At 58.5% G+C, this 11,457-nt stretch carries 18 protein-coding genes; 7 read left to right on the top strand and 11 right to left on the bottom strand.

Annotated elements, in window-relative coordinates:
• Window position 1 precedes the first annotated feature (1 nt).
• The 8 genes from bluB to GOW16_RS20385 all read right to left on the bottom strand — a co-directional run bounded on the left by bluB (window position 2) and on the right by GOW16_RS20385 (window position 5,212).
• Complete coding sequence (bluB, locus tag GOW16_RS20420; protein WP_170419092.1) at window positions 2–637, bottom strand: 5,6-dimethylbenzimidazole synthase; 636 nt, start codon at window positions 635–637, stop codon at window positions 2–4.
• Window positions 638–649: 12 nt separating this feature from the next.
• A complete protein-coding gene (gene rpsP / locus GOW16_RS20415) occupies window positions 650–1,039 on the bottom strand; it encodes a 30S ribosomal protein S16 (RefSeq protein WP_170419091.1) in 390 nt (129 codons plus the stop codon).
• Between the two features lie 42 nt (window positions 1,040–1,081).
• Window positions 1,082–1,378: a chorismate mutase gene (locus GOW16_RS20410; RefSeq protein WP_170419090.1), complete on the bottom strand. Its 297-nt coding sequence runs from the start codon at window positions 1,376–1,378 to the stop codon at window positions 1,082–1,084.
• Window positions 1,375–1,926 carry a GNAT family N-acetyltransferase gene (locus GOW16_RS20405; protein ID WP_170419089.1) on the bottom strand — a complete coding sequence of 184 codons (552 nt, stop codon included), beginning with the start codon at window positions 1,924–1,926 and terminating at the stop codon, window positions 1,375–1,377. Before GOW16_RS20405 ends, GOW16_RS20410 begins: the two co-directional genes overlap by 4 nt.
• Window positions 1,923–2,474: a GNAT family N-acetyltransferase gene (locus tag GOW16_RS20400; RefSeq protein WP_170419088.1), complete on the bottom strand. Its 552-nt coding sequence runs from the start codon at window positions 2,472–2,474 to the stop codon at window positions 1,923–1,925. Before GOW16_RS20400 ends, GOW16_RS20405 begins: the two co-directional genes overlap by 4 nt.
• Window positions 2,471–2,983 (bottom strand): GNAT family N-acetyltransferase, encoded by a 513-nt coding sequence (locus tag GOW16_RS20395; protein WP_217354696.1) that lies wholly within the window; start codon window positions 2,981–2,983, stop codon window positions 2,471–2,473. Before GOW16_RS20395 ends, GOW16_RS20400 begins: the two co-directional genes overlap by 4 nt.
• 41 nt (window positions 2,984–3,024) lie before the next feature.
• Complete coding sequence (gene ffh, locus GOW16_RS20390; protein ID WP_170419086.1) at window positions 3,025–4,533, bottom strand: signal recognition particle protein; 1,509 nt, start codon at window positions 4,531–4,533, stop codon at window positions 3,025–3,027.
• Window positions 4,534–4,693: 160 nt separating this feature from the next.
• Window positions 4,694–5,212 carry a hypothetical protein gene (locus GOW16_RS20385; protein WP_170419085.1) on the bottom strand — a complete coding sequence of 173 codons (519 nt, stop codon included), beginning with the start codon at window positions 5,210–5,212 and terminating at the stop codon, window positions 4,694–4,696.
• A 198-nt stretch (window positions 5,213–5,410) separates the two neighbouring features.
• On the opposite strand from GOW16_RS20385, the gene GOW16_RS20380 reads away from it, so the two are divergent.
• Both GOW16_RS20380 and GOW16_RS20375 read left to right on the top strand, forming a co-directional pair.
• On the top strand, window positions 5,411–5,800 hold the full coding sequence (locus GOW16_RS20380) for a hypothetical protein (RefSeq protein WP_170419084.1): 390 nt from the start codon (window positions 5,411–5,413) through the stop codon (window positions 5,798–5,800).
• Between the two features lie 57 nt (window positions 5,801–5,857).
• Window positions 5,858–6,388 carry a prolyl-tRNA synthetase associated domain-containing protein gene (locus tag GOW16_RS20375; protein WP_170419083.1) on the top strand — a complete coding sequence of 177 codons (531 nt, stop codon included), beginning with the start codon at window positions 5,858–5,860 and terminating at the stop codon, window positions 6,386–6,388.
• On the opposite strand, the gene GOW16_RS20370 is transcribed toward GOW16_RS20375, so the two are convergent.
• Together GOW16_RS20370 and GOW16_RS20365 are read right to left on the bottom strand one after the other, a co-directional pair.
• The gene (locus GOW16_RS20370; protein ID WP_170419082.1) at window positions 6,389–7,129 is read right to left on the bottom strand and encodes an aspartate/glutamate racemase family protein; all 741 of its coding nucleotides are present in this window, start codon (window positions 7,127–7,129) and stop codon (window positions 6,389–6,391) included.
• A 73-nt stretch (window positions 7,130–7,202) separates the two neighbouring features.
• The gene (locus GOW16_RS20365; protein WP_170419081.1) at window positions 7,203–7,784 is read right to left on the bottom strand and encodes an FMN-dependent NADH-azoreductase; all 582 of its coding nucleotides are present in this window, start codon (window positions 7,782–7,784) and stop codon (window positions 7,203–7,205) included.
• 120 nt (window positions 7,785–7,904) lie between these two features.
• Between GOW16_RS20365 and GOW16_RS20360 the strand changes: the two genes are divergently transcribed.
• The 4 genes from GOW16_RS20360 (at window position 7,905) to GOW16_RS20345 (ending at window position 10,555) form a co-directional block, all read left to right on the top strand.
• Window positions 7,905–8,783 (top strand): LysR family transcriptional regulator, encoded by an 879-nt coding sequence (locus tag GOW16_RS20360; RefSeq protein ID WP_170419080.1) that lies wholly within the window; start codon window positions 7,905–7,907, stop codon window positions 8,781–8,783.
• Complete coding sequence (locus GOW16_RS20355) at window positions 8,780–9,694, top strand: DMT family transporter (RefSeq protein WP_170419079.1); 915 nt, start codon at window positions 8,780–8,782, stop codon at window positions 9,692–9,694. Before GOW16_RS20360 ends, GOW16_RS20355 begins: the two co-directional genes overlap by 4 nt.
• 62 nt (window positions 9,695–9,756) lie before the next feature.
• On the top strand, window positions 9,757–10,035 hold the full coding sequence (locus GOW16_RS20350) for a hypothetical protein (RefSeq protein WP_170419078.1): 279 nt from the start codon (window positions 9,757–9,759) through the stop codon (window positions 10,033–10,035).
• A gap of 106 nt (window positions 10,036–10,141) precedes the next feature.
• Complete coding sequence (locus GOW16_RS20345) at window positions 10,142–10,555, top strand: universal stress protein (RefSeq protein ID WP_170419076.1); 414 nt, start codon at window positions 10,142–10,144, stop codon at window positions 10,553–10,555.
• Window position 10,556: 1 nt separating this feature from the next.
• On the opposite strand, the gene GOW16_RS20340 is transcribed toward GOW16_RS20345, so the two are convergent.
• The gene (locus tag GOW16_RS20340) at window positions 10,557–10,892 is read right to left on the bottom strand and encodes an ArsR/SmtB family transcription factor (protein WP_170419074.1); all 336 of its coding nucleotides are present in this window, start codon (window positions 10,890–10,892) and stop codon (window positions 10,557–10,559) included.
• Window positions 10,893–11,123: 231 nt separating this feature from the next.
• On the opposite strand from GOW16_RS20340, the gene GOW16_RS20335 reads away from it, so the two are divergent.
• A complete protein-coding gene (locus tag GOW16_RS20335) occupies window positions 11,124–11,456 on the top strand; it encodes an AtpZ/AtpI family protein (RefSeq protein WP_170419072.1) in 333 nt (110 codons plus the stop codon).
• Window position 11,457: the final 1 nt, after the last annotated feature.

Below are 11,457 nucleotides of genomic sequence, written 5' to 3'. Positions count from 1 at the left end.
TTTACCGCGTTTCGATATGCAACCGGGCGCTGCGCTGTTCCCAGCCGGCGCGCTCAAGTTCGGGTCTTTCCGACATTTCTTCTGGAAAGCCGACACAGTAGTAGCCGACCAGGGACCAATCGTCCGGCACGTTCAGGTCGCGTTTCATCAGCTCGGGATCAAGGATCGAGACCCATCCCAGACCCAACCCTTCGGCCCGCAAGGCGAGCCAGAACAGGGTGATCGCGGCCACGACGGAATAGCGGCGCATCTCAGGCATCGTACCCGCGCCCAGCCCCAGACCTTTGTTGGTCGACTCGTCAGAGAAAACAGCCAACTGAACAGGTGCCTCCTGCATGCCCGACAGCTTCAGGCGGCTGTATTTCAGAGCCTTGTCGCCCGAATAACCCGCAAGGGCCTTTTCATTGGCGTTTTGGAAATTCTCCAGCGCTGCGGCACGCGCCGCTTCGCTTTCGACGCGGATAACGCGCCAGGGTTCGCTTAGCCCCACAGAAGGGGCCAGTCGAAATGTGTCGAGGCAGCGCGTCAGCACTGCCTCGTCCACGGGATCGGTGCGAAACCGGCGCACATCGCGCCGGAGCCGCATCAACAGTTCGAACTGCGTGCGAAAATCGTCGGTGAAAGCCTGATCCTGCACGCGCCGACCTGCTTACTCTTCTGCCGCAGCTTCTTCAGCCGGAGCATCCGCCGCTTCGGTTGCTTCAGCAGCCTTTGCAGCTTTCTCTTCTGCGCGTTCCTGAGCTTTCTTGCCCGGCGTACCCTTGTTGGGGTTGTTACGCTCGGCCTTTTCACGGGTGCCGGCAGCTTCCAGCATACGTGCGATACGGTCGGTGGGCTGTGCGCCCTGGTCCAGCCAGTACTGGATGCGCTCCATGTTCATTTTCACGCGCTCTTCGCTGTCTTTCGGCAGCAGCGGGTTGTAGGTGCCCAGCTTTTCGATGAAGCGGCCATCGCGGGGCATACGGCTGTCAGCCGCTACGATGCGATAGAAAGGACGCTTTTTCGAGCCGCCGCGGGCGAGACGAATTTTCATTGCCATGGTGGTATCTCCTTTGGATGGCGTGACCGGGATCGTTTCCGGTTAATTCTGGTGTTTCTTGTGGTGTCGGATGACTTCCTGAATGATGAAATTCAGGAAAGCCTTGGCGAAATCGGGGTCCAGATCGGCCTCTTTCGCCAGGTCTTCTAACCGTGCGATCTGCGCGGCCTCGCGCGAAGGATCGGACGGGGGAAGGTCGTGTTCGGCCTTGAGCTTGCCAACGGCCTGGGTGTGCTTGAACCGCTCGCCCAGCGTATAGACAAGGATTGCATCCAGCCGGTCGATGCTTTCGCGATGCTCTTTCAGCAACGTCGCAGCCCGTGTGACGGGGTTGTTCATTGGCCGGTCCTTTCGGTGGTCAAAGCGGTGTCAGAGATGTCGAGCTTCGGGTGCCGCCAGACCTGACAGCGTTTGCCCACAACTTCGCCCTCGCGTTCATAGGTAGCGCCAAGACGTTCGGCCAACGCGCGCGAGCGGTTGTTTTCATGAGCGATGTATGAGATCGGACCGTTCACCCCCTGGTGCCGGGCGGCATAGGCGCGGGCGGCAGTCGCGGCCTCGAATGCAATTCCCTTACCTTCGAAACCTTCGAAGATAACCCAACCCAATTCGGGTTCATCCCAGCCCGGTGCGTTGATGATCCCGGTCCAGCCCGCAAATGCGCCGCTGGCCTTTTCGACGATGTGCCAGCCCCCGTAACCCATAATTGCCCAATGCCCGAACCGGCCCAAAAGGGATCGCCATGCTTCAAGCGGCGTTTTTGGGCCACCGACCATGCGGCTGCGATCCGACGCGAAGAACTCGGTCATTGCGGGCAGGTCGCCTTCTTGCGGCGCGCGCAGGATTAGGTTCTCGGTTTCTACGATAGGGATGGTGTAAGAGGTCATGCGTAGGCCTCCATCCCGCCATTCACCAGATCGGCCGGGGCAGGGTGCCGCCAGACTTGCATCGTACCGAATCCCGGGTGTTCGTAGATGTAGTCGAACTGCGCACCGAGCCTTTCGGCCACGGCCTTGCTGCCCAGATTGTCCGGGTCGATCAGAGAGATCGCCGTTTCCCAGCCCAGCACATCATAGGCATGCGCGCGCGCAGCCATGGCGGCCTCGGTTGCATAGCCCTTGCCGGTTGCATGGTTCATCAGGGTCCAGCCGATCTCGGGCTCAGGCCAGCTGTGTGGAAACCATAAGCCGACGTGACCGACATAGCTGCCGGTGGCTTTTTCCTCGACTCCCCAGAATCCAAATCCGCGCATCGCCCAATGGCCCAGTAGCATGGCGAGCGATCGCCATGTCTCGTCCGGGCGCAGGGGGCCGCCGACGAACCTGGACGCGTCGCTGGCAAAGAATTCTGCCTCAGCTGCAAAGTCCGCTTCGCAGGGTGCCCGCATGATCAGGCGTTCGGTTTCAAGCGTCGGGATTGCCATGGAAAGGGTCATGACGACACCTCGCTATAGCGCCAGACATGCTGATCTGCGTCAAAGGCGCTCTCTGCTGCAGCATCGCGAGATGCGCCGAGGCGTTGCGCCAATGCATTTGATCGCGTGTTGGACTGCGAGACATAGCTGACGAACTGGCCCGGCCCGAGTAGGTCAAACCCGAAGTCCCGCACGGCGGTGCAGGCCTCGGTGGCGTAACCTTGCCTGCGGTGTTCAGCGCTGAACAAATAACCAAGCTCGGGTTCGTGGTCATCCCATTCCAACCCCAAAATGACGAAACCAATGGCTTGGTCGTCGTCCTTTTGGGTTACCGTGAACAGGCCGTGACCGTGTAGAAACCAACCAGACGTGTAGAAAGAGAATTCGGTCCAGGCTTCCTCTTCGGAACTGTCAAAGCTCTCGCGGCAAACTGTGGTCCAAATAGGCAGGTCTTCAAGACGGGGTGCACGCAGAACCAACCGCTCAGTCTCAAGAACCGGCAGGGCCGCGCGATACTGCGCTGCTGCCATCGCCGCCTTTCCGGACGGGGGCTGGGTGCAGCGTGCTGGCGTCACTTTTTCTTTCCGAACCCGCTCAGGCCCGGGGGCAGCGCCATGCCGCCGCCCATGCCAGGCATGCCGCCGGGCATCTTGCCGCCCATCGCCTTGGCTGCGGCCTCAAGCGCCTTAGGGTCCATGCCTGCGGCCATTTCCTCAGGCGAGGGGCCGCCTTTGCCGAACATGCCTTTCATGGCCTGTTTCAGCATCTTGCCTTTGCCCATCTTGCCCATCTTCTTCATCATGTCCGACATCTGCCGGTGCATCTTGAGCAGCTTGTTGAGGTCGCTGACCTCCATCCCCGAACCGGCAGCAATACGCTTCTTACGGCTGGCCTGCAGCAACTGCGGATTAGCGCGTTCGCGTTTGGTCATCGACTGGATCATGGCGATCTGGCGCTTGAGCACCTTGTCATCCATCCCGGCCTCTTCGACCTGTTTGGCCATCTTGCCCATGCCCGGCATCATGCCCATCATGCCCTGCATGCCGCCCATCTGGATCATCTGTTCCAGCTGCATTTTCAGGTCGTTCATGTTGAACTGACCTTTGACCATGCGCTTCATCATGCGCTCGGTCTGTTCCATCTCCATCGTTTCCTGGGCTTTTTCGACCAGGGCCACGATGTCGCCCATGCCCAGAATACGACCAGCGATCCGGTCCGGCTCGAAGGTTTCGAGCGCGTCCATCTTCTCGCCCAGACCGACAAAGCGAATGGGCTTGCCAGTGACAGCGCGCATCGACAGCGCCGCACCGCCACGCCCGTCACCGTCCATCCGGGTCAGGACCACGCCCGAGATGCCGACCTTGGCGTCAAATTCCTCGGCGACTTCAACAGCGACCTGTCCGGTCAGTCCATCGACGACCAACAGGGTCTCGCGTGGGTCAACTGCGTTGCGGACCTGCTCGACCTCGTCCATCAGGACTTCGTCGATATGCAGACGGCCAGCGGTATCCAGCATGTAGACGTCATAGCCGCCCAGCGTCGCCTGCTGTTTGGCGCGCTTGGCGATATCAACCGGCTTCTGGCCCGGCACAATCGGCAGAGTGTCCACGCCAACCTGCGTGCCCAGAACGGCCAACTGATCCATCGCTGCCGGACGATAAACGTCCAGCGAGGCCATCAGGACCTTTTTGCCCTCTTTCTCTTTCAGGCGTTTTGCCAGTTTACCGGTCGTAGTCGTCTTACCTGAACCCTGCAGACCGACCATCAGGATCGGGGCAGGCGGGTTGTCGATCTTTAGCGCTCCAGGGTCTTCTTCGCCGCGCAGGGTATCGACCAGCGCGTCATGAACGATCTTGACGACCTGCTGGCCGGGCGTGATCGACTTGGTCACCGCCTGACCGGTCGCCTGTTCCTGCACTTTCTTGACGAATTCGCGCGCTACAGGCAGCGAGACGTCGGCCTCAAGCAGGGCGACACGCACTTCGCGAAGGGCGGTCTTGACGTCTTCTTCGGACAGGGCGCCCTGTTTGGTCAGCCGGTCAAAGACGCCGGAAAGGCGTTCGGATAGATTTTCAAACATGCCTTCGGCCTCCTTAGCCGGTTATCTGGTGGCGCTTCTCAGATAAGAAGAACCGGTTAAATACACAATTGCCCCCACGGGCGAAACTCGCTGGTGGGGGGCGATCCCTGAACGACTCAAGGGACCGGAAGATCACACGCTTCCGGATGTTTGGGGGTCTCTAGGCCGATTGGCTAGCAGAGTCAACCACGCGCGCCGGAAGCCAGTCATTGACCGCATCGACCATCCGCTGCGCGCCGCGACCGCTGACATAAGCTTCGACAATCGGATGACGACCAGCACTCATGCCTTTTTCAAGGATCAGAACGGGACGATGCATCTTGGATGTGGTCCTGTCTCGGGGCGAGGTGGTGGTTTCTACCTCGGCATGGGACAGGTTCGACAGTTCATGTTCCACGGTGTCATATCCAAAGACCGACTGGCGACGGATCAAAATGCTATTGCTCTTGCGGTCCAATATGACCTGAACGCGACGCACAAAGGCGCAGAATGCGCCAATGCCCAACCCGCCACCGAAAAGAGCAAAGAAGATGCCGAACAATATACCCTCACCACCCTCGGTGGCCATGAACAGACCGGCACCGACAAAACCGAGGATGAAGAAGACCAGTGTAACTCCTATGAACCAAGGGGCATTGGCCAATATCAATTGGTCGGGGGTATTGCGCGTTACTTTCATGGCGGCACGCTAACATCGTTTTCCTGACCTGTCGCGGGCCTTATCCGGTGTGCGTCACATCGCTGTTTAAAGCCGAAATCGCGCTGCAGCCTCTCACAACCGTTTGATCGGGTCTGAGCCAAAGTTTATTTGAATTTCGCTAACCGCCCCTGCACTAGGCAGGACCAATACCTCAACCAATTTGAAGCGAAAGCCACCATGTTACAAAAGAAGCTTATTGCCGTTGCGCTTGCCTGCGCAGCTTCTGCCGCAGTTGCCGAAGAAAAGAACCTGACCAGCGCTGAGATTGAAACACTGCTTCGGGGACAGACGATCAAGGGGCTGCATTATGGTGTGGAAACGCGTCAGTATTTTGCCCCTTCAGGCTTGACCTTGTGGATTAAGGAAGGCGACGCTGCACCGTCCGAGGCACGCTACAAGGTCGAGAAGGATCAGTATTGTTCCAGCTGGACGGGTCTTTGGGCCGAAGAAAACTATGGCTGTTTCAGCATCGCGCACGATGCTGAACAGGGGCTGTACTACTTCATCGGCGACAATTTCCGCGCGCCCTTTGTGGCGTTGCCGGGGTTCGAGTTGCATTTCGATTGATTGCGGGGCGGTCATTTCTGTGTCAGGTCGCGGGTAAAGCCCCGACAGGAGATTGTAATGGACGCCTCATCTGCTTTTCAGGACACACTGCCGCTCAGCTCTGACGCGCTGTTAGTGCAGTTGGATGAGTGGGAATTGGACTATCGCCTTCATACCCATGTGCCCTTGCGCACGGTGGACGAGTCGAAGGCTGTCGAGGATGAGTTCATGGTGCCGGGCGAAAACGCCCTGCGTCTCAAGAATCTGTACCTGCGGGACAAGAAAAAGCGGAACTATCTGGTGACGCTGGAACAAAGCCGCGAGGTTGACCTGAAGGCGCTGGGCGCAGAGTTAGGAGTCGGTAGCCTGTCCTTTGGATCAGCGGATCGATTGTTGCAGAACCTCGGTATCCGCCCCGGTGCGGTCAGCCCACTGGCGATGATCAACGGCGTGCAGAATGATGTGCGGTTTTTCATGGACGCCGCTGCGCAGATGGCAGACGTCATTTATATGCACCCTCTGGTCAATGACCGGACCGTCGCCATTCAGCGCGACGATCTGTTGGCTTTCTTTGATCGCGTTGGGTGCGAGGTTACCTGGCTTCCGTAGTCAATCGCTGAGCGCCTCTTTCAGCGCTGCAGCAACATGGGCGGCAGACGGATTGACGAAAAGATGGCCGTCGGCCTCAAAAACAGCGTCGTCCAGATTATCGGGGAAAGCCAGCGGCAGTTCGGTGCAAGCCAGCAGGATCGCAGTTCCCGGTTTTGCGTGCTTGTTACAAAACGCCAGCAGCCGCGCGTGCGCGGCGTCGGATGCGCCTCCGTAAAAGTCGCTGTCGATCATGGCCTGCATCTCTGCAATCTCTGCGTCAGGCAGGCGATTATTTGCGCTGATCCCTTCTGCGGCCAGCCGGTCAGCGTAGTTGGTGGCCTGCATGGTCACCGTCGTTCCAAGAACTAACGCTCTGGAGGCTCCGGTTGAGGCCGTCGCCTCGGCGGTCGCATCAAAAATGCTGAGAATCGGCATAGTGACACCCTGACGGATCGCATGAAGCCGCGCGTGCGGTGTGTTCGAGGCGATGATGCCAAAGTCGCAGCCTGCGCCCTCAAGCGTCAGCAGCGCGTCACGGAATACCGCGTCAAACCCGACCCAACTTGCCTCATCCCCGGCCACACCTCGCAGGGCGCGGGTCTTGGCCTGGGTCACGGATTCAATAGTCATGGGCGGGATCGGCAGGGGTGAGCTATGGCCACGTTCTGCAAAGTGTCGGCTCGCCCCTTCGGAAATGGCCCGGTAATAGTCCACGGTCGAGGCCCAGCCTACACCGCCGAGAATTCCGATCTTCTTCATAGTAAACGCCCAGTCTGCAAAATCCCGATCAGGCGCAGATTGGACGTTTCACACAGCAAAAGCCAGAGGAGGATCAGGCGGCGAGTTCTGTAACGGCCTTTTGCGCATTGGCCAACGCCGCGTCCGCGTCCAATGCCATCTTGTCCGCGGCGATGACTTCGACATCATGGACACCGATGAAACCCAGAACGTGTTTGGCATAGTTTGTGGCAAAGTCGATCTCGGATCCGACTTCTGTGCCACCCGATGCGATTGCTAGGATGGCGCGCTTGCCTTCCAACAGCCCTTTGGGCCCGTTCTCTGAATAGGCAAAGGTCAGGCCCGCGCGGGCGACCAGATCAATCCACGCCTTGAACGCTGCGGGCACTGAAAAGTTGTAGATCGGCAGCCCGATGACGATGGTGTCGGCGTTTTGTAATTCGCCGACCAGCTCATCCGACAGGGCCAGCAGATCGCGCTGAACTTCGTCGCGCTGATCTGCAGGGGTGAAGTTGGCGTTGATCCAATCTTCGGTCAGCAACGGCAGTGGGCTGGCCAGATCGCGGCGGATAATACGATCTGCCCCAAGATGCCCGATAATCTGGCCTGAAAGGTCACGGGTGGCGGACCCGGTGCGGCGGGCCGAAGCGTCGATATGCAGGATTGTCTTGGTCATGTCAGGGATTCCTTGTTTGGCAGGGAAATTGTTTCCGGGATCAATATGATTGTTGCGTCAGCGAACGAAACGCAGATATACCAACAGGTATTGTTGGAATTTGCACAATGGGCCTAGTCGATGGACAATTGGGACGAAGTCAAAACCGCCTATCAGGTTGCCCGGATGGGCACCGTCAGCGGCGCTGCCGAGATCCTGGGTGTGCACCATGCCACCGTGATCCGCCACATAGACGCGATCGAGGCGCGGCTGGGCGTCAAATTGTTCCAGCGCCACGCCCGAGGTTATACCCCGACCGATGCCGGTGAAGACTTGCTGCGCGTAGCTCAAGCCACCGAAGACCAATTCAATCAATTGGTGGGTCGAATGAAAGGGCGTGGCGATGATGTTTCGGGCGAATTAGTTGTGACGTCTCTGGCCTCATTGGCACCATTGGTCGTTCCGGCCTTGTCAGAATTCCAATCAATGCATCCCGGGCTGATCGTGCGGTACCTAACTGGGGACCGCTTGTTCCGTTTGGAATACGGCGAAGCGCATGTCGCTATCCGAGCGGGCGCCGCCCCGGATCAGCCTGACAACGTTGTGCAGCCTTTTATTCCGCAAGAAATCGGCCTGTTTGCCAGCAAGTCGTACGTGGCGCGCCGCGGTCGACCAGCAAGCCTGGATGAATTCGCAAACCACCTGTTTGTCGGCACGGATGACGAAAACAGCCGCGCACCGTTTTCCAAATGGCTTCGCGAAAACGTTCCCGCCGAGGCAATCGCCTTCCGTTGTACCAACAACTTCTGCATGCGCGAGGCAGTGTTGGCCGGGGCCGGGATCGGCTTCATGGCTCGGTGGGAAGCATCCCGCGACCCATATCTTGTTGAGGTGATGGAACCGCTGCCCGAATGGAGCGGCAAGCTATGGTTGGTGACACATGTGGACCTGCACCGAACAACCAAGGTTCAAGCCTTTCTGTCCTTCCTGAAGGAGCAGTCCAAAGGCTGGCTTTCGTGACACCGCAGGCACGTGGCCATCTGGCCATGATCACGTTCTCGGTTCTGGTGGCGGGCAGTTTTTCACTGGGATCCATCGTGGCCAATCAGATTGCCCCGCTGGCGATTACCGCCGGGCGGTTTCTGATCGCAGCTGTCATCATTGGCATTGCGGCGCTTTCCACCACAGGTTTACCGCGCAGCGCGGCGCAAGCGCCTTGGCGCTATGCGATTTTAGGCGGGCTGTTCGCAACTTATTTTGTGTTGATGTTCTACGGCCTGAAAACCGCCGACCCGGTCAGCACATCCGCTGTTTTTACTTTGACCCCGGTCATGTCTGCGGTCGCTGGATGGGTTCTGCTGCGCCAGATCACCACACCGCGCATGGCACTTGCCCTGACGGTGGGGGCGGCCGGTGCCTTGTGGGTAATCTTCCGTGCTGATTGGCAAGCCTTTCGCGCCTTCGAGATCGGCGGCGGAGAGATCATCTTTTTCTGGGGCTGTATGGCCCATGCGATCTATACACCCATGGTGCGCAAGCTGAACCGGGGCGAACCCGCAGTGGTTTTCACCTTTGGTACGCTGGTCGCGGGATGCGCGATCCTGACGATTGTGGGGTGGTCGGACATTCGGGCAACCGACTGGGCAAACCTGCCGCTGATCGTCTGGATCAGCCTGCTGTATCTTTCGGTCTTCGCAACGGCTTCCAGTTTCGTTCTGGTCCAGTTCGCAGCATTGCGCCTGCCTTCGGCTAAGGTCATGGCCTACACATATCTGATCCCCAGTTGGGTGATCCTGTGGGAAATTGCGCTTGGGCGGCCTGCGCCAACAGTTATGGTGCTGTTCGGCGTGATTTTGACCGCGATCGCACTGGTCCTGCTGCTCAAAAGCGAAGACCAATCCGCGAAAGATGCTGCGCCGAGCTCGGAATAACTCTTGCCATTTGATTGCTACCCAACAACCTTCGGGCCTGACGAACTATCCCGGAGGGAGTGATGAATCGAGTTTTTCTGTTTGTCGTTGGTGCGACGTTATCTGCCTGTACCCAAGGAGGAGGGCAGGGGTCGTCAGAGACTTCCCTTCAAGGCAGTTGTGAAGCGCTTGTGTCGGCTGAGACGGGTGTTCAGGCCGCTGACGTCAATGCAGTTTCGACCGAGTCCGTGCCGACCGGAACAATTACGACCGTCGATGTTGCGGGTGCAACGGCGCCGTGGCTTTGCCTTGCGGATGCAACGGGTGTGGTTATCGGTGTCGAATATAGTCAGGAAGGCTAGCTGCAATCGGGCAAGACAGAAGGAAATCGCCCCTATAATCGAGATGAGGCAGATCAAAGTGGTCTTTTCCAAAGCCCGATAACATAGGCGGCAGGAGGAAGATGACATGTTCAGCCACATTATGATCCCTGTTGATATTCACCTGCCGCCGGAAATTCGCAAAGCTTTGGATGTCGCGGCGCAGATGGCGAAATGGCAAGGCGCCCGGATCACGATCGTCAGTGTGACCGGAACCCAGCCGGGCGACGTCACGCATTCAGAAGCGGCGATCAGCACCGAACTGCAAGCCATCGTGGATCAACTTGCTGAGCAGAGTGGTTCTGAGGTTTCGGCGCGCAACATCCATTCCGTAGATGTAGCTGCCGAGGTAGACGGTGACCTGACGCGCGCCGCCGAAGAGATTGGGGCGGATCTGATCGTCGTTGGAACCCATGCGCCGCGCATTACGGACCATATCTTTTCAAGCCACGCCGGATATTTGGCCAAGCACGCTAAGGTCTCGGTGCTTGCGGTCAGATAGGTCAGGCCTCGTCCGTCGCGGGCAATTCGACCTCTAGGAACCGTTCAAACGCGTCCAGATTGACTGGTTCGAACTGCCCGAAGCCTTGCATCCAGACCGATGCGGTGCGCATCGCATCAGGTTCCAGCTTGCACCACTTCACCCGACCCCGCTTTTCCTGGCTGATCAGCCCGGCCTTGGTCAGGATCACCAGATGCTTCGAGATGGCCGCCAACGACATTTCGAACGGTTCCGCCACATCGGTGACGGCCATATCATCCTCAAGCAGCATTGCCAGGATGGCGCGGCGGGTGGGGTCGGCAAGGGCCGCGAAAACGGTGTCGAGATCGTTGGACATCCTCTCGCTCAACCACAGCGCCCAGGTTTGGTCAACCATTTGGTTGAATATGCGGATTCAAGGGTTCTGAAGGATGTCGCCGAAAACAGGCAGTGATCACTTACATCGAGCTTAGGAAAAAACCCTTTAGTAACAATATGGTAAAGTGCGGCATTTCGGGCGTTCAACGCCGTTGACTCTGCGCCTCATGCCCCTTAGCACCCTACCCAAGACTGTGCGAGGGAATTGCCCGTGACCGATGATGACCAAAAGCAGCGTATGGCGCAGCTGGAGGCCAAGATCGACGCGGCGAAAAAGGCCAAAGCGCCGAAACCTCGTGCGGATGCTGACGTGTCCGGGGGCGAGCTTGCCTGGAGGATGGTCATAGAAATGGTATCCGGTCTGGGGATCGGATTTGGCATCGGATACGGGCTGGACAGCCTGCTCGGGACGATCCCGATCTTTCTGGTGCTGTTCACATTGCTGGGCCTTGTCGCGGGCGTGAAGGTTATGCTCCGCAGCGCGAAAGAGGTTCAAGAGAAACAAGCGGCTGCAAGCGCGGCCGAGAAGGACGAGAGGGACTGAA

The organism is Ruegeria atlantica, assembly GCF_013033965.1.
GTDB classification, from domain to species: Bacteria; Pseudomonadota; Alphaproteobacteria; order Rhodobacterales; family Rhodobacteraceae; genus Ruegeria; species Ruegeria atlantica_D.
Note: the sequence above shows the minus strand (reverse complement) of the source record. Positions and strands in the feature narration are given on the sequence as shown.

Coding starts and splice junctions, on each gene's coding strand:
- rpsP (WP_170419091.1), bottom strand. CDS start 1,039: ATGGCAATGAAAATTCGTCTCGCCCGCGGCGGCTCGAAAAAGCGTCCT.
- GOW16_RS20410 (WP_170419090.1), bottom strand. CDS start 1,378: ATGAACAACCCCGTCACACGGGCTGCGACGTTGCTGAAAGAGCATCGC.
- GOW16_RS20405 (WP_170419089.1), bottom strand. CDS start 1,926: ATGACCTCTTACACCATCCCTATCGTAGAAACCGAGAACCTAATCCTG.
- GOW16_RS20400 (WP_170419088.1), bottom strand. CDS start 2,474: ATGACCCTTTCCATGGCAATCCCGACGCTTGAAACCGAACGCCTGATC.
- GOW16_RS20395 (WP_217354696.1), bottom strand. CDS start 2,983: ATGGCAGCAGCGCAGTATCGCGCGGCCCTGCCGGTTCTTGAGACTGAG.
- ffh (WP_170419086.1), bottom strand. CDS start 4,533: ATGTTTGAAAATCTATCCGAACGCCTTTCCGGCGTCTTTGACCGGCTG.
- GOW16_RS20385 (WP_170419085.1), bottom strand. CDS start 5,212: ATGAAAGTAACGCGCAATACCCCCGACCAATTGATATTGGCCAATGCC.
- GOW16_RS20380 (WP_170419084.1), top strand. CDS start 5,411: ATGTTACAAAAGAAGCTTATTGCCGTTGCGCTTGCCTGCGCAGCTTCT.
- GOW16_RS20375 (WP_170419083.1), top strand. CDS start 5,858: ATGGACGCCTCATCTGCTTTTCAGGACACACTGCCGCTCAGCTCTGAC.
- GOW16_RS20370 (WP_170419082.1), bottom strand. CDS start 7,129: ATGAAGAAGATCGGAATTCTCGGCGGTGTAGGCTGGGCCTCGACCGTG.
- GOW16_RS20365 (WP_170419081.1), bottom strand. CDS start 7,784: ATGACCAAGACAATCCTGCATATCGACGCTTCGGCCCGCCGCACCGGG.
- GOW16_RS20360 (WP_170419080.1), top strand. CDS start 7,905: ATGGACAATTGGGACGAAGTCAAAACCGCCTATCAGGTTGCCCGGATG.
- GOW16_RS20350 (WP_170419078.1), top strand. CDS start 9,757: ATGAATCGAGTTTTTCTGTTTGTCGTTGGTGCGACGTTATCTGCCTGT.
- GOW16_RS20345 (WP_170419076.1), top strand. CDS start 10,142: ATGTTCAGCCACATTATGATCCCTGTTGATATTCACCTGCCGCCGGAA.
- GOW16_RS20340 (WP_170419074.1), bottom strand. CDS start 10,892: ATGTCCAACGATCTCGACACCGTTTTCGCGGCCCTTGCCGACCCCACC.